Source organism: Amycolatopsis sp. NBC_00348, from assembly GCF_036114655.1.
Classification (GTDB): Bacteria; Actinomycetota; Actinomycetes; order Mycobacteriales; family Pseudonocardiaceae; genus Amycolatopsis.
Genome location: NZ_CP107994.1, coordinates 1,823,826 through 1,838,687 on the forward strand (window position 1 = coordinate 1,823,826; position 14,862 = coordinate 1,838,687).

Below are 14,862 nucleotides of genomic sequence, written 5' to 3' on the forward strand. Positions count from 1 at the left end.
GGCGGCCAGCTGCCCACCAACGGCCAACCCGCTAACGGGAACGGCCGACATGGCACCCGGAGTGGCCAACACGGTGACCCGAGTGGCCAACATGGCGCTTGAAGCAGGCCAACGCGGTGTCGGGAGCGGTTAGCCGCGGTGACCGGAGCGGCCACCACGGCGACCCGAGTGCCCGACACGGCACCGCGAAGCGCTAGTTCTCCTCCGCCGCCGGGATCGCGCAGCGGCGCCACTGGACCTGGTCGCCCGTGCGGTCTGCGTGCCAGATTTCGGTGGCCGTGTCCGATTCCCACGTCGGCAGCAGGCGGCCCGTCACCACCTGGCCGCGGGCCACCCGGCCGAACAGCTCTACGCCGTCCGCTCGGCGGGCTGCCGGGATCCACGCGGGGAAGCGGGTGCGGGGGAGCTTTCGTTCGATCCACTCGCGGGCGGAGCCTTCGCTGCCGTGGTCGGACTCGACGATGCTCGACACCGGGCCGTCGGCGCCGACGGCCAAGCCTATCGACGCGCGCCAGCGCACGGTGGGGGCGGTGCTCCGCCGGTCGGGTCCTGATCCGTCTGACATCCCATCCAGGCTCCCGGAAGAACGGGTACGGGGACCACTACACTTTCGGATGGATCGGCGTTCACTCACGGTGCCCCCTGGCGTTTCCGGGACCTCGGTCCCTCAAGATCTTCCCCGCCCGAGTGATGTTTAATCACGGCCCGCGCCGGGGAACCTCCGGGGCCGACCATCGCGAGCGACCGTGCGGCGCCGTCCACAGTGGACGCGAACGGCCGGGCCTCGGCTCGGGGCCCGGTCACCAACCAGCCGGTCTCGGTTACCCGAAGCGGACGATACGGCTACCGTGACGGGGGTGAGGAGGTGGTCGCCGTGCCCTTCCAGCGTGACGTCGTGGTGATCGGCGCCTCCGCGGGCGGCGTCGAGGCCCTCCGAACCCTGGTCCAGGCCCTGCCGGCGGACTTCCCCGCGGCGATCCTGGCCGTCATGCACCTGTCGCCCGGCGCGTCGAGTGCCCTGCCCCAGATCCTGAGCCGCGCCGGCGCCCTGTCCGCCGTGCCCGCGCGGCACGGCGGGCCGCTGACCAAGGGTGTCATCCACGTCGCCCCGCCCGACCGGCACCTGCTCATCGCCGACGACGCCCTGATGCTCAGCCGCGGCCCGACCGAGAACGGCCACCGGCCCGCCATCAACGCCACGCTCCGGTCCGCGGCGGTCGCCGCCGGCCCCGCGGCGATCGGCGTCGTGCTCTCCGGCGCGCTCGACGACGGCTCCGTCGGGCTCTGTTCGGTGGTGGAGCGCGGCGGCCTGGCGATGGTCCAGGACCCCGAAGAGGCGCTCTACCCGGACATGCCCACGAACGCGCTGGCCCGGACGCCGACCGAGCACGTCTACCCGGCCGGCGTGCTCGGCAAGGTGCTGGACAAGCTGGTGCGCGTCCCGGTGGACGCGGTCACGGTGGACCCGCCGTCGCCGGCGCTGCTGCTGGAGGACCGGATCGCGCGCGACGGCGTCCGGCTGGACGCGGTCGAGCCCGGCGAAGGGACCCCGGCCTCGGGCTACAGTTGCCCGGACTGCCAGGGCACGTTGCTGGAAATCAGCCAGCCGCACGGGCAGTACCGCTGCCGCATCGGGCACGCGTGGTCGGCCGAAGCCCTGCTCAGCGCCCACGACGCCGAGTTCGAGCGGGCGTTGTGGACGGCGTTGCGTTCCCTCGACGAAAAGGCCGCGCTGGCCCGGCGCATGCAGCGCGACACCAGCCACCGCGGCCTCGCCGGCCTGACCGGCCGCTACGACACCACCGTGCACGAGTGCACGACGGCCGCCGAAACCCTGCGGAGGTTCCTCATCGCCCGTCACCCGGAGACCGGGCCCACGCCGTGACCGCCGACCGCGCGGCCGTGACCCTGGTGCCGGACGTCCGCGCGGGCTCGACCGTCGTGACGGTGACCGGGGTGCTCAGCCTCGACACCTATCCCGACCTGCGCGACGGTCTGCTCAAGATCGCCACGGACGCCCCCGACAGCGTCGTCGCCGACATCCAGGGCCTTCGCGTCGACGACGACAGCCTGGCGAGCGTCTTCTCCGTCGTCGCCATGCGGATCGGCGACTGGCCCGGCGTCCCGTTCGCGCTCGTCTCCACGCGGCCGGAGCACCTGGCCCTGCTGGCGAACCGGTCGATCGACCGGTTCGTCGCGGTCCACGCCGACGTCGGCACGGCCGAGCGGGAACGGGACAACCCGCCGCGCCGCCGCGCGGTGCAGCTGCTCGCGCCCATGACCGGCGCGTCGGCGCTGGCCAGGCAGTTCGTCGCCCGCGTCTGCGCGGAGTGGGGCGTGCCGGAGCACGAGGAGGACGCGCAGCTCATCGCGACCGAGTTCGTCGAGAACACGATCCGGCACACGATCTACGCGCCGCGGCTGCGCCTGGAGCTGCGGCGCGGCATCTTCACCGTCGCGGTCGGCGACGACGACCCGCGCCCGGCCGTGCGCCACGAGCGGCTCGGTCCCGGGGAAGCCGGCCTCGGGCTGCAGCTGGTGGCGCAGGTCGCCCGGGTGTGGGGCTGCAGCCGGTCCTGGTCGGGCGGCAAGGTGGTCTGGGCGGTGCTGACCAGGCGCGGCCGCCCGGGAAACCGGGCCGGGTAGCGTATCCCCGGTGACGGATCCCGGGCCGGAGGCCGACCGCCAATTCGAGTCGGTGCTCACCTACCTGAAGGAGTCCCGCGGGTTCGACTTCACCGGCTACAAGCGCACCAGCCTGATGCGGCGCGTCCAGCGGCGGATGAGCCAGGTCGGGGCCGGGAGCTTCGCCGACTACATCGACCAGCTGCAGGTGAACGCGGACGAGTTCGTCGCGCTGTTCAACACGATCCTCATCAACGTCACCGGGTTCTTCCGCGACCCGGACGCCTGGGACTACCTGCGCGAGCAGGTGATCCCCGCGCTGCTGGCCGAACGCACCCCGGAAGAGCCGATCCGCGTCTGGAGCGCCGGCTGCGCGGCCGGTCAGGAGGCCTACAGCCTGGCGATCGCGTTCGCCGAGGCGATCGGGGTCGACGCCTTCCGCCAACGCGTCAAGATCTACGCCACCGACGTCGACGAAGAGGCGCTCGCCCAGGCGCGGCAGGCGACCTACACCCCGGCCGAGCTCGACGGGGTGCCCGAGGACAAGGTCGAGGAGTACTTCGAGCAGTACGGCAGCCGGTACAGCTTCCGCAAGGACCTGCGCCGCTCGGTCATCTTCGGCCGCAACGACCTCGTGCAGGACGCCCCGATCTCGCGGATCGACCTGCTCGTGTGCCGCAACACCCTGATGTACTTCAACGCGGACACCCAGACGAAGATCCTCGAGCGGTTCCACTTCGCACTCGCCCCGCGCGGCATGATGTTCCTGGGCAAGGCCGAGATGCTGCTCAGCCACGGCCGCATCTTCGAGCCGCTCGACCTCAAGCGGCGGGTGTTCCGCAAGGTGGCCAACTCACCCGTCGGCTACAACCGCTTCGTCACCTACGGCTACCCGGCGCGGCGCCCGGCCGACGTCTCGGGCCTGGACCAGCTGCGCGAACACGCTTTCTCGGCCAGCCCCGTCGCCCAGATCGTGGTGACCGGCGACGAGGTGACGGCGCTGATCAACCAGCAGGCGGAGCTGGCGTTCGGACTGTCCGAACGCGACATCGGCCGCAAGCTGTGGGACCTCGACGTCTCCTACCGCCCGGTCGCGCTGCGCCCGTACGTCGAGCAGGCCCGCCTGGAGCGCCGGTCGCTGCGCATCAAGGACGTCGAATGGCGCCGCGCCGGCGACGTCGTGTGGTACGAGGTGCACGTCAACCCGTTGCTGGGCAAGGAGAAGAGCCTGCTCGGCGTGTCGGTGGTGTTCCACGACGTCAGCTGGGCGCGGTTGCTGCTCACCGAGCTCGAGCACTCGAACCGGCAGCTCGAGTCGGCCTACGAGGAGCTGCAGTCGACCAACGAGGAGCTGGAGACCACGAACGAGGAGCTCCAGTCCACAGTGGAGGAACTGGAGACGACCAACGAGGAGCTCCAGTCCACCAACGAAGAGCTCGAAACCATGAACGAGGAACTGCACTCCACCAACGACGAGCTGCAGACGATCAACGACGCCCTGCGTGACCGCGGCGTCGAGCTCGACGACCTCAACGACTTCCTGGAGTCGGTGCTGACCTCGATCCAGGCCGGCATCGTCGTGATCGACACCGAGATGCGGATCAAGGCCTGGAACCGCGGCGCCGAGGAGCTCTGGGGCGTCCGCCGGGAAGAAGCCGAGGGCACGCACCTGCTCAACCTCGACATCGGCCTGCCGCTCGCCGAGCTGCGCCCGGTGGTCCGCGACGCGCTGGCCGACGCCGAATCGCAGGCCGAGCTGACCCTGGACGCGATCAACCGCCGCGGTCGCGCGGTCGTCGTCCGGCTGATGTGCAGCTCCCTGCGCGGGGCCGACGGGCGCAGCCACGGCGCGTTGCTGATGATGGAGGAAACCCGCACGGGCGCCGGCGGCTCCGCCTAGGCTGGGGCCATGAACGAGTCGCGACGCGCCGGTGGTTCGGAAGAGCTGGCCCGCACGCTGCTGGCCACGGCCCGCAGCGCCGCGACCGCGGCGGTGCGGGCGGGGCTCGAAGACATCGAGGAGCGGCACGGGCAGCACGTCGCCGACGAGGTCGCCGGCCTGATCGACGTCGCCGAGGTGTACGCCGGGCTCGCCGACCACGACGTCCGGCCGCGCGGCCGGGCCGACCGGCGCGACCGGGACAACCGGGATGACGGGCCCTGGGAGTTCAAGCCGGTCTCCGCGGTGTGAGCGGCGCGGGTCACTTCCGCCAGTCGTAGCTGAGGACCGGCGGGTCGTCGGACCCCTTCGTGACGGTCAGGTGCTCTTCGGGGTGCGCGGTGGCGTACCGCGTCATCTCGTCGTACATCCGGTCGCGCATCCCGACGTCCTGCACCTCGATCGTGGCGCGCTGGCCCAGCCGGCCGGGGTCCACGTCCGGGTCGGTGCGGATCGCCAGGTTCCAGAAGTGCCGTTTGTCGGTGCCGTCGGCGCCCTGGCCGTCGTTGGTGAAGTAGACCTCGCCGCTTTCCTTGTCGTAGATCTGCTGGGTCACCTTGATCTGGTCGTCGCCCTGCGCGGCGGAGAAGTAGCCGGAGTCGTCCCCGGCGTCGCTGGTGTAGAAGCCGACTTCGCCGCCGAACGCGCTGCCGAAGCCGTAGCCGCCCTTCCACAGTTCCAGGCGGTACTGCTTCCCGGTCTCGGGATCGGTGAACTCCATGTTGTCGCCCTGGGCGCTGGTGCGGTCGAGGTCCGCGCCGATGAGTTGTTCCATCTTGTCGTAGATGTCGTGCCAGCCCAGGTAGCTCTGCACGGAATGCTCGCCGGTGGTGTAGAAGTCGCCGTCCTCGACGTACTCGAAGCCGAAGTAGTCGTAGATCTTCCGGGCGACCGCGGGGTCCTGCATGATCGTGTCCCAGTCGCCCCTCAGCAGGGCGAGGTCGAGCTTCGGGTTCTTCGCCACCAGTGCGGCGAGGCCGGGGATCTCGGCGAGGATGATCGCGGCGATCTCGGCCGGGTTCCGCTTCTCCGAGCCCGCGAGTTCCCACACCCGGCCCGTTTTGTTGCGGATCTTCAGGCCTTCGACGAGCAGCACCGCGTCGTAGGTGGTCACCACCCGCTGCATGTCGGCCAGCAGGACGAGGGCCCGCCCCTTGATGATCTTGTCCTCCGCCCAGGCGAGCACGACGGTGCCCGTGCCGCTGCCGAGGCCGTGCCACACGTTGTCGAGCTTCGTCTGCAACGCGTCGGCGTCCGCGCGTTTGCTCCGCGCTTCCAGCTGCGCCTTCGCCAGCGCGTCGCGGACCACCTCGAACGACTTCGCCGACTCCTCGAGATCTTCGGCCTGTTCGTCGCGGTTCTTCTTGAAGTCTTCGAGCGAGGAGAGCGCCGCCTCGCCGGCGCCGCCGTGCCAGCCCTGGCTCAGCTCCACGCGGACGCTCTCGACCAGGGCCTTGGCGTCCTTGACGGCTTCCTTGGTGGTCCGGCAGGCGCGGGCCCGGTCGTCCAGTTCGGTCGTGCTGCCCTTCTCGACCTGGTCGGCGAGCCCGCGGATCCGGTCGAACACCGACGTCATCGGTCGATCCGTTCGAAGCCGCTGTCGAGGGTCTTCAGGAAGGCGTCACGGGCGTCGGCGTCGGTGCTGTCGTAGCTCTTCGCGGCGCTCTTGATGCTTTCGACGAGGCTCTCGACCTGCTGCTGCGCGGCCTGCAGGTCTTCCTGCCGGGTCAGCAGCCAGACGTCGTAGTCACCCGCGTAGCCGGCGGCCCGGTCCGTGCCGCCGACGTTCGGCGAGCCCCCGGCGGCGAGCGACGGCGGCGTCCCCGCGCCGAGCTTGGCCGCCGCCTTGCTGATGTCCGCGACATCGACCTCGAACCCCACCGAACATCCTCCCGCGTGACGTTTCGCGCGGAAAACGTAACACCCACGCCGCGGTCAGACGTCCGGTTCGGCCATTTGGTTCCTAGTTGTCCCGGCGCAGGTCCAGCCGCTCGGGGTGCGGCCGGAAGCCGGCCGAGGCGTAGGTGGCGACGGCGGCGGCGTTGGCGCTCGCGGTGCAGACGATCGCGCTCGACGAACCCAGCTCCCGGAGCGCGGCCGCCGCGGCGACGGTGATCGCCCGGCCGTGGCCGTGACCCCGGTGGTCGCGGTGCACGCCCATCGGCTCGATCAGCCCGGGCCGGCCGGGACCCGCCGACCACACCGTCACGATCGCCACGGCGTTGTCTTCGCCGTCGTACCCGATCAGGCTCCGGGCGTCGGCGTACGGCGACCCGGCCGCCATCGTGTGCCAGCGGTCCTCGGTGGCCGTCGACCGGTCGAACGACGCCCGCAGGACCTCGGTCCAGACCGCCGCCTGCGCCGGCCCGGCCACCTCGATCCGCAGGTCCACCTCCGGCACCGGCTCCGCGAGATCGCGGTGCAGCGGCGTCCACGGCTCGTCGGCCCGCCAGCCGTCCCCGGCCAGCACGTCCCGGAGCAGCACGCCGTCCGGTGCCTCGACCGACACCGGCCCCGCGGGCAGGACACCGCGTTCCGGGGTGGACACGTCTTCGGCCAGCTGCCGCGCCAGTTCCGCGTCCTGCCGCACGTCCGGCGCGATCGTCAGCCGCACGAGCCCGGGGCCGTCGAGCAGCCCGACGGCGACGATCCGGCCGTCGCGGGTCCAGGTCCGGACCACCGCGGCCGTCGCCGCCGCACCGAACCGGTAGTTCCAGCCCAGGTCTCCCGGGTGCAGCTGCAGCGGCGCGTCGTCGCTCTGCCACTGCCGCAGCGCCGCCACGGCCTCGGTCAGGCCTTCGGTTCCCGGGGTCTCCACGACGATCGCCATACCCGTGATCACACACCAGCACGCGGCGGTCCGCACCCGGTTTTCGGGTCGGCCCTACGGCGTCACCGACATGAGGTCGACGACGTCCGCGGCGCGTTGCCGCTTCGCGAAGGACTCGCGCTGCCGATCGGCGCCGCCTTCGCCGGCGATCAGGCGTGCCGTTCCCTCCCAGGCGAACTCGCGGTCGCCCGCCGCTTCGAGCGCGGGACCCGTCAGCGTGATCAGGTCGTCGAGCACCACCGAGGCGGGCACGAGGTCGCCGGTGCGCGGGTGCGGGCAGCGGCCGGTGACGCCGTCGCGCGAGGCCCGCCAGAGCTGGCCGCGCAGCACCTCGTTGGGCAGGTCCGGCGGGGGCGCGCTGTCGTCCAGCGCGGTGGCGACCAGGCCGCGCGCCAGCACGGCCAGCAGCACTGCCTCTTCGGGCGTCGCGGCGACGTCGGCGATGCGGAACTCCAGCGTCGGCTGGTTTTCCGAGAGTCGGACGTCCCAGTAGACCATCCCGCGGTCGAGGATCGAGCCCGCGCGCAGCCACGCGTCGACGACGCTCTCGTACTCGTCGAGCGAGGCGAACTTCGGCGGCGGGCCGGCCGAGGGCCAGCGGCTCCACTGCTGGTAGCGCCAGCTGTGGTAACCGGTGTCGTAGCCGTCGGTGATCGGCGAGTTGGCGGTCAGGGTGAGCAGCGCCGGCAGCCACGGCCGCACCCGGTTCAGCACCTGGATCCCGGTCTCCTTGTCCGGGATCGCGACGTGCACGTGGCAGCCGCAGGTGAGCGCGGTCCGCGCGGTGGCGCCGAAGTGTTCGGCCATCTGCTCGTAGCGCGGGGTGGGCGTGATGATCGGTGCTTCCACTTCGGACAGTGGCGCGCAGCCGCTGGGCAGCACCCGCAGCCCGCGCTTGGCCGCCGCGCCGGCGAGATCGGCCCGCAGCCCGCGCAGCTGGCTCAGGGCACCGGAATGCGTGCGGCAGATGTCGGTGGCGGCCTCGGCCTGGGTCCGGGTGAGCTCGTGCTGCAGCTCGCCCTGGTCGCCGCCGGCCGCTTCCGCCGCGTCGACGACGTCGTCGCCGGCGTGCGAAAGCATTCCTCGGCGGTCGACGACGAAGAACTCCTCTTCGACGCCGAAGGTCAGTACCTGGTCTGTCACCGGGGTTCTCCTGGGGGGTTGGGGAACCAGCGGGATACCCGGACGCGGTATGCGGCAAACCGGGTGACGGCGCGACTACGCTTGTGTGACCGCGCGCACTCGGGGTATTCCGGTGGCATGGAGTGGCACGAAGAGCTTCACGAGCAGGCGGACGAACGGGTCGAGCGTCTGGACGAACGGTTGTGGCGGGTGGCGACCGCGCTGCACGCACGACCCGAACCGTCCTTCGAGGAGCATGCCGCGGCCGAGCTGCTGACCGGCGAGCTGGCCGCGGACGGCTTCGAGGTCGAGACCGGCACCGCCGGGATGCCCACGGCGTTCGTCGCGCGCGCCGGCACCGGGCGCCCGTGTGTGGCGCTGCTGCTGGAGTACGACGCGGTGCCCGGCCTCGGGCACGCCTCCGGGCACAACCTGGTCGCCGCGGCCGGGCTCGGCGCCGCGCTGGCCGCGAAGGACGTGCTCGGCGACAGCCGCGGCTCACTGCTCGCGGTCGGCGCGCCGGCCGAGGAGAGCGGCGGCGGCAAGCAGGCGCTCGCCGAGGCCGGGATCTTCGACGACGTCGACGCCGTCCTGATGGTCCACCCCGGAGTGCACTCGTGGTCGTGGGCGCCGCTGACCGCGCGGGTCGAGCTGAAGCTGACCTTCCACGGCCGCGCCGCGCACCCGACCGCCGACCCGGAACACGGCGTCGACGCGCTGGCCGCGCTGATCCAGGCGTTCGGCGCGCTGGCGGCCCTGCGCCAGCGGCTGCCCGCGGGCTCGCACGTCCAGGGCATCATCACCGACGGCGGCGAAGCGACCACCGTCGTGCCCGACCGCGCCGAAGGCCGCTTCGGCCTCCGCGCGCTCACCGCGGCGGCCCTCGACCAGCTGGCCGAGGACGTCTCGACGTGCGCGCAGGGCGCGGCCCTGGCGACCGGGGCGAAGGTGGACGTCGAACGCCTCGGCCGCGGCTACGCCCACTTCCGCGACAACCCGGTGCTGTCCGAGCGGTTCACCGAGCACCTCGCCGCGTGCGGCATCCACGCCGGGCCGCCCGAACCGGGGGTGTACCTCGGGTCGTCGGACATCGGCGACGTCAGCCTCCGCGTCCCGGCGATCCACCCGTTCGTGGCGATCGCGGCCGCGGAGTACCCGGACCACACCCGCGAGTTCGCGGAAGCGGCGGCGAGCCCGCGCGGCCGTTCGGCGATGCTGGCGTCGGCGGCCGCGCTGGCCCGCACGGCGATCGACCTGCGGACGCACCCGTCGCTCGTCAGCCGGGCGTGGGACTACTTCCGGGCCCAGGAGCGGAACGGGTCCTGAAAGCCGTGAAGGACTCCTTCCCGGCTCTTATGGCCGGGAAGGAGTCCTTCACGGACCTACGCCACCGACGTGTAGTGCGAAGCGTCGCCTTCGAGGGACTCGCTCGGCGTGCCGTCGATGCCCGCCGGGATGTCGCCCGCCACGGTGACGCGGTTGAGGCGGCGGGGGAGGCCGTCGTAGTTGTCGATCGCGTAGTGCTGCGTGATCCGGTTGTCGAACAGCACCAGCTGGTTGGGTTCCCACGCCACGCGCACGATGTTCTCCGGCCGCGTGACGTAGGACTGCAGCAGCCGCAGCAGATCCCGGGACTCGCCGATCGACAGGCCCGCGATCCGTTGCGCGAACCCGCCGATGAACAGGCCGCGCTCGCCGGTCGCCGGGTGGACCCGCACCACCGGGTGCAGGGTCCGGTACTTGCGCGAGACGAACTGCGCGCGCCGGGCCTGCTCCTTCTCGTCGAGCGTCTCCGGCGGCCGGACGTAGTCGTAGTCGTTGGTGTGCTCCGCGCGCAGCGTGTCCGCGAACGCTCGCAGCGGTTCCGGCAGGTCGCGGTAGGCCGCGCCGGCGTTCGCGATCAGCGTCTCCCCGCCGTAGGGCGGCACCACGAGACTGCGCAGGGTGCTGGCCTTCGGCGGGTTGAGCACGAAGGTGACGTCGGTGTGCCAGTGGTTGGCGCGGCCCTGCTCGCTGTCGACCGGCAGGATCGTCGGGGCGCCGTCGACGGCGGGCACGGTCGGGTGGGCCTTGGTCAGCTCGCCGAAGCGGGCGGCGAAGCGCTGCTGGCCCTCGTCGTCGAGCTCGACGTTGCGGAACACCAGCGCCTTGTGCTCGTGCAGGGCGTCGGTCAGGAACGCGATCTGGGACGCGTCGAGTTCGCCGGCGATGTCGAAGCCGATGATCTCGGCGCCGATCCTCCCGGTGAGCTTGCGGACGTCGGTGCCGATGGTGGTCATGCGGGCTCCTTCACTCGGTTGCGGTTGACGGGTCGCGCGAGGCCGTAGTGCTCGCGCAGGGTGGATCCGGTGTAGGCGGTGCGGAACAGCCCGCGCCGCTGCAGTTCCGGGACGACGAGGTCGACGAAGTCGTCGAGCCCGCCGGGCAGGGTCGGCGGCATGATGTTGAAGCCGTCGGCCGCGCCGCCGGTGAACCAGGCCTCCAGCTCGTCGGCGACCTGGACCGGCGTCCCGGCGAAGACGCGGTGCCCGCGCCCGCCCGCCAGCCGTTCCAGCAGCTGCCGGATGGTCAGGTCCTCGCGCCGGGCCAGGCCGACGACCAGCTCGAACCGGCTCTGGCCGCCTTCGGTGAAGCTGCCGACCTCGGGCAGCGGGCCGTCGAGCGGGTAGCCGGTGAGGTCGTGGTCGAGCATCTTCGACAGCTGCCGCAGCCCGTACTCCGGCGTGATCAGCGCGTTCAGCTCGGCTTCGCGCCGGCGCGCCTCGGCTTCGGTGCGGCCGAGGATCGGCGAGATGCCCGGCAGGATCTTGATCTCGTCCGGCGTCCGGCCGTACTTGGCCAGCCGGCCCTTGACGTCGTCGTAGAACGCCTTCCCTTCGGCGAACGTCTGTTGCGCGGTGAACACGGCCTCGGCGTGCCGCGCCGCGTACTCCTTGCCCGTCTCGGACGACCCGGCCTGCACGAGCAGCGGGTGGCCCTGCGGCGGCCGTTCGATGTTCAGCGGCCCGCGGACCTGGAAGTGCGGGCCGTCGTGCGCGATCGGCCGGATCCGGTCGGTGTCGGCGTAGACGCCGGTCTCGCGGTCGACCAGCGCGGCGTCGTCCTCCCAGCTGTCCCACAGCTTCTTGACGACCTCGATGAACTCCTCCGCACGCTCGTAGCGGGAGGCGTGCGACGGTCGCTTGGCCAGGTTGAAGTTGCGGGCCTCGTCGATACCCGCCGACGTCACGATGTTCCAGCCCGCGCGGCCGCCGGAGAGGTGGTCGAGCGAGGCGAACTTCCGGGCCAGGTGGTAGGGCTCGTTGTAGGTGGTCGACGCCGTCGCGATCAGTCCGATGTGGACCGTGGACGCGGCGAGCGCCGACAGCAGCGTGAGCGGCTCGAAGTGGCTGTGCGAGTTGTGCTTCACGTTGCCCCACAACGCGACGCCGTCGGCGAGGAACAGCGAGTCGAGCTTGCCGCGCTCGGCCGTCCGGGCGATGTCGACGTAGTGCTGCAGCGTCCGGGCCCGGCGCGGGTCGGTCGTGGGGTGCCGCCAGGCGGCTTCGTGGTGGCCGTTGGGCATCACGAAAGCGTTCAGGTGCAGTTGCCCGGTCATGGTTTCTCCTTGGGACGCCAGGTCGAGAACCGCCGTTCGAGGACGACGAAACCCTGGTTCACGAGCACTCCGAGCACCGAGACCGCGATGATCCCGGCGTACATCTGGGGAATCTGGAAGTTGACCTGGCTGGTGTTGATCAGGTAGCCGAGCCCGGCCTTCGCGCCGACCATCTCCGCGGCCACCAGCACCAGGATCGAGTACGACGCCGCCATCCGGATGCCGGTGAACACCGTCGGCACCGCCGAGGGCAGGATCACCTTCCGGAACAGCCGCGGGCTGGACAGCCCGAGCGACCGGGCCGCCTTGACCAGCAACGGGTCCACGGTGTTGACGCCGGCGATCGTGTTGAGCAGCACCGGCCAGACGCAGGCGTAGACCACGAGCGTGACCTTCGACAGCTCGCCGATGCCGAGCAGCAGCGTGAACACCGGCAGCAGCGCGAGCGCGGCGGTGTTGCGGGCCAGCTCCAGCAACGGCTGCAGGAACCGCGCCACCGGCCGGTACCAGCCGATCAGCAGCCCGAGCGGGACCGCGACGGCGACGGCGATCGCGAACCCGGCGGCGGACCGGCCGATGCTGGCCACCAGGTGGTCGGCGAGCTGGCCGTCGAGGGTCAGTTCCCACAGCGCCCGCAGGTCCTCCGACAGCGGCGGCAGGAACGTCCGGGTGCTCTCGTCGAGGACGAACCGGGGCAGCAGCTCCCAGAGCGCCACGAACAGGACCACGGCCGCCGAGCCGTGCACCGCCCGGGTCAGCCTCTTCGTGAACCGCCGCGGCCGGGCCGGTGCGGCCAGCGGTCCGGTGTGGACAGTGGGCGCGTCGAGGGTGGTCGTCATCCGACGGCACTCCGTTCGGTCTCGGCGGCCTTGCGGACCTCGTCGTGCAGCAGCTCCCACAGCCGGTGGCGCTGCCGCCCGAACTCGGGCGACGACCGGACGTCGCCGCCGCGGTCCCCGAGGTCGACGTCGACGACGGCCTTGAGCCGCCCGGGCCGGGAAGTCAGCACCGCGACCCGCTGGCCGAGGTAGACGGCCTCGTCGATGCCGTGGGTGATGAACACGATCGTCTTGCCGGTGCGGCGCCAGATCCGCAGCAGCTCGTCCTGCAGCTGCTCGCGCGTCTGGGCGTCGAGGGCCGCGAACGGCTCGTCCATCAGCAGCACCGCCGGGTCGTAGGCCAGGCTGCGCGCGATCGCGACACGCTGCTTCATCCCGCCGGACAGCTCGTGCGGGTAGCGGTCCTCGAAGCCGGAAAGCCCGACCAGGGCGAGGTATTCGCGCGCCCGTTCGGCCCGCTGCCGCTTGCCGAGCGCGCCGCCTTCGAGGCCGAACTCGACGTTGGCGCGGGCGGTGCGCCACGGGAACAGCGCGTACTGCTGGAAGACGACACCGCGGTCGAGGCCGGGCCCGCGCACCGGCTCGCCGTCGATGCGGATCTCGCCGGACGTCGGCGTGGTGAGGCCGCCGAGCAGGTCGAGCAGCGTCGACTTGCCCGAGCCGCTCGGCCCGACCAGGGACAGGAACGTGCCGTCGGCGATGTCGAGGGAGACGTCGTCGAGCGCGGTCAGCGCGTCGAACGTCTTGGTCACCGCGCGGATCGCGATCACTTGGACACCGCCGGGGCGCCGTCGCGGTAGGGGTTGAACTCGTTGGTGTAGAGCTTCCCGGTGTCCAGCGCGTCGCCCTTGATGAGGCCCTGCTGCTTCAGCCACGGCGACCAGAGCGTGTAGTCCTGGTCGGAGATCAGGCCGCCGCGGGTGACGCCGACGCTCTTCCAGTACCGCAACGTGTTCGTGTTCTCGTTGCGGCCGCGCCCCTGGATGATCTTGGTGAACCGGGCGATCACCTGGTCCCGCGGTGTGGTCCGTTCCCACTCGATCGCGCGGGCCACGGCGGAGACGAAGACCTTCGTCGTCTCCGGGTACTTCTTGATGAAGTCGGTGCGCAGCACGTACGGGCCGCCGTTGTAGGCCCCGAACGCCTGGACGTCGCTGAACAGCGGGCGCACCCCGCCGGCCGCGACGGCGTGGTCCTGCAGGATGCCCTGCAGCGCGGCGACGTCGAGCTGGCCGTTGCGCAGTGCCTGCTCGGCGTTGACCGGCGGGATGACGACCAGCTGCACCTGCTTGACCTCGTCGTCGGAGAGGCCTTGGCGCTGCAGCCAGAGGTCGAGGACGGCTTCGAGGTTGGCGCCCGCGGTGTTGACGCCGACCTTCTTGCCGATCAGGTCGCGAGCGGTCCGGATCGGACTGCCGGCCTTGGCGTAGAAGCCGAGGAAGGACTTTTCGTCGGAGCCGTAGTAGTTGACGACCGCCTTGACCGGCGCCCCGGCCTCGACGAGCTTGACGACCGCGCCGGTGAAGGCGCCGCCGAAGTCGGTCTGGTCGGTGGCCGCGGACTGGATGTCCTGCGGGCCGCTGATGGTGTTGCCGACCCACTTGAGCTTGACCGGGCCGAGGTAGCCCAGGTCCTCGGCGAGTTCGGGCAGGGTCACGGAGTTCGCGCTGCCCTGGTAGCGGAGTTCGAGCTTTTCGGGTTGCCCGGGCGCGCCGGTGGCCGTCGCCGACGCGCACCCGGACAGCAGCGCCGCGACCAGGCCGGCGGCGAGGAGGGCGGGCAGAGTTTTCTTCACGGTGGGCTCTTTCGGCTCGGGAGTCGGCACGACGCGACCACCGGCCGATGCGGCCGGCGGGTTCGCCGGTGGGGATGCCCCAATTGTTCGCAGCCGCCGCGAGCACGGTCAACT

At 71.6% G+C, this 14,862-nt stretch carries 15 protein-coding genes; 5 read left to right on the forward strand and 10 right to left on the reverse strand.

Features of this window, described 5'->3' with window-relative positions; genetic code table 11:
* Positions 1–193: 193 nt before the first annotated feature.
* The gene (locus tag OHS58_RS08235) at positions 194–565 is read right to left on the reverse strand and encodes a hypothetical protein (RefSeq protein ID WP_328647765.1); all 372 of its coding nucleotides are present in this window, start codon (positions 563–565) and stop codon (positions 194–196) included.
* Positions 566–874: 309 nt separating this feature from the next.
* Here OHS58_RS08235 and OHS58_RS08240 point away from each other — a divergent pair, with 309 nt between their 5' ends.
* From OHS58_RS08240 to OHS58_RS08255, 4 genes are read left to right on the forward strand one after another with little or no spacing between them, the layout of a single operon-like run.
* On the forward strand, positions 875–1,885 hold the full coding sequence (locus tag OHS58_RS08240; RefSeq protein ID WP_328647766.1) for a chemotaxis protein CheB: 1,011 nt from the start codon (positions 875–877) through the stop codon (positions 1,883–1,885).
* Positions 1,882–2,646, forward strand: coding sequence for an ATP-binding protein (locus OHS58_RS08245; RefSeq protein ID WP_326952655.1), 765 nt, complete (start codon positions 1,882–1,884; stop codon positions 2,644–2,646). Before OHS58_RS08240 ends, OHS58_RS08245 begins: the two co-directional genes overlap by 4 nt.
* 10 nt (positions 2,647–2,656) lie before the next feature.
* Positions 2,657–4,525 carry a CheR family methyltransferase gene (locus tag OHS58_RS08250; protein ID WP_328647767.1) on the forward strand — a complete coding sequence of 623 codons (1,869 nt, stop codon included), beginning with the start codon at positions 2,657–2,659 and terminating at the stop codon, positions 4,523–4,525.
* Between the two features lie 9 nt (positions 4,526–4,534).
* Positions 4,535–4,816 carry a hypothetical protein gene (locus tag OHS58_RS08255; RefSeq protein WP_328647768.1) on the forward strand — a complete coding sequence of 94 codons (282 nt, stop codon included), beginning with the start codon at positions 4,535–4,537 and terminating at the stop codon, positions 4,814–4,816.
* A gap of 10 nt (positions 4,817–4,826) precedes the next feature.
* Here the strand turns inward: OHS58_RS08255 and OHS58_RS08260 are convergent, their stop codons facing one another.
* From OHS58_RS08260 to OHS58_RS08275, 4 genes are all read right to left on the reverse strand, one after another.
* Positions 4,827–6,140: a DUF4474 domain-containing protein gene (locus tag OHS58_RS08260; protein WP_326952657.1), complete on the reverse strand. Its 1,314-nt coding sequence runs from the start codon at positions 6,138–6,140 to the stop codon at positions 4,827–4,829.
* The gene (locus OHS58_RS08265) at positions 6,137–6,445 is read right to left on the reverse strand and encodes a hypothetical protein (protein WP_328647769.1); all 309 of its coding nucleotides are present in this window, start codon (positions 6,443–6,445) and stop codon (positions 6,137–6,139) included. Before OHS58_RS08265 ends, OHS58_RS08260 begins: the two co-directional genes overlap by 4 nt.
* Positions 6,446–6,527: 82 nt before the next feature.
* The gene (locus OHS58_RS08270; RefSeq protein WP_328647770.1) at positions 6,528–7,394 is read right to left on the reverse strand and encodes a GNAT family N-acetyltransferase; all 867 of its coding nucleotides are present in this window, start codon (positions 7,392–7,394) and stop codon (positions 6,528–6,530) included.
* Positions 7,395–7,448: 54 nt separating this feature from the next.
* Positions 7,449–8,537 (reverse strand): carboxylate-amine ligase, encoded by a 1,089-nt coding sequence (locus OHS58_RS08275; protein ID WP_247052582.1) that lies wholly within the window; start codon positions 8,535–8,537, stop codon positions 7,449–7,451.
* A 117-nt stretch (positions 8,538–8,654) separates the two neighbouring features.
* On the opposite strand from OHS58_RS08275, the gene OHS58_RS08280 reads away from it, so the two are divergent.
* Positions 8,655–9,842, forward strand: a complete 1,188-nt coding sequence (locus OHS58_RS08280; protein ID WP_326952661.1) for an amidohydrolase — start codon at positions 8,655–8,657, stop codon at positions 9,840–9,842.
* A 56-nt stretch (positions 9,843–9,898) separates the two neighbouring features.
* On the opposite strand, the gene OHS58_RS08285 is transcribed toward OHS58_RS08280, so the two are convergent.
* From OHS58_RS08285 to OHS58_RS08305, 5 genes are read right to left on the reverse strand one after another with little or no spacing between them, the layout of a single operon-like run.
* The gene (locus OHS58_RS08285) at positions 9,899–10,795 is read right to left on the reverse strand and encodes a TauD/TfdA dioxygenase family protein (RefSeq protein ID WP_328647771.1); all 897 of its coding nucleotides are present in this window, start codon (positions 10,793–10,795) and stop codon (positions 9,899–9,901) included.
* On the reverse strand, positions 10,792–12,114 hold the full coding sequence (locus OHS58_RS08290) for an LLM class flavin-dependent oxidoreductase (RefSeq protein ID WP_328647772.1): 1,323 nt from the start codon (positions 12,112–12,114) through the stop codon (positions 10,792–10,794). The genes OHS58_RS08285 and OHS58_RS08290 overlap by 4 nt, the downstream gene beginning before the upstream one ends.
* Positions 12,111–12,953: an ABC transporter permease gene (locus tag OHS58_RS08295; protein WP_328647773.1), complete on the reverse strand. Its 843-nt coding sequence runs from the start codon at positions 12,951–12,953 to the stop codon at positions 12,111–12,113. The genes OHS58_RS08290 and OHS58_RS08295 overlap by 4 nt, the downstream gene beginning before the upstream one ends.
* Positions 12,950–13,723: an ABC transporter ATP-binding protein gene (locus OHS58_RS08300; protein WP_328647774.1), complete on the reverse strand. Its 774-nt coding sequence runs from the start codon at positions 13,721–13,723 to the stop codon at positions 12,950–12,952. Before OHS58_RS08300 ends, OHS58_RS08295 begins: the two co-directional genes overlap by 4 nt.
* Positions 13,720–14,748, reverse strand: coding sequence for an ABC transporter substrate-binding protein (locus OHS58_RS08305; RefSeq protein ID WP_328647775.1), 1,029 nt, complete (start codon positions 14,746–14,748; stop codon positions 13,720–13,722). The genes OHS58_RS08300 and OHS58_RS08305 overlap by 4 nt, the downstream gene beginning before the upstream one ends.
* Positions 14,749–14,862: the final 114 nt, after the last annotated feature.

Coding starts and splice junctions, on each gene's coding strand:
- OHS58_RS08255 (WP_328647768.1), top strand. CDS start 4,535: ATGAACGAGTCGCGACGCGCCGGTGGTTCGGAAGAGCTGGCCCGCACG.
- OHS58_RS08290 (WP_328647772.1), bottom strand. CDS start 12,114: ATGACCGGGCAACTGCACCTGAACGCTTTCGTGATGCCCAACGGCCAC.
- OHS58_RS08280 (WP_326952661.1), top strand. CDS start 8,655: ATGGAGTGGCACGAAGAGCTTCACGAGCAGGCGGACGAACGGGTCGAG.
- OHS58_RS08295 (WP_328647773.1), bottom strand. CDS start 12,953: ATGACGACCACCCTCGACGCGCCCACTGTCCACACCGGACCGCTGGCC.
- OHS58_RS08270 (WP_328647770.1), bottom strand. CDS start 7,394: ATGGCGATCGTCGTGGAGACCCCGGGAACCGAAGGCCTGACCGAGGCC.
- OHS58_RS08235 (WP_328647765.1), bottom strand. CDS start 565: ATGTCAGACGGATCAGGACCCGACCGGCGGAGCACCGCCCCCACCGTG.
- OHS58_RS08260 (WP_326952657.1), bottom strand. CDS start 6,140: ATGACGTCGGTGTTCGACCGGATCCGCGGGCTCGCCGACCAGGTCGAG.
- OHS58_RS08285 (WP_328647771.1), bottom strand. CDS start 10,795: ATGACCACCATCGGCACCGACGTCCGCAAGCTCACCGGGAGGATCGGC.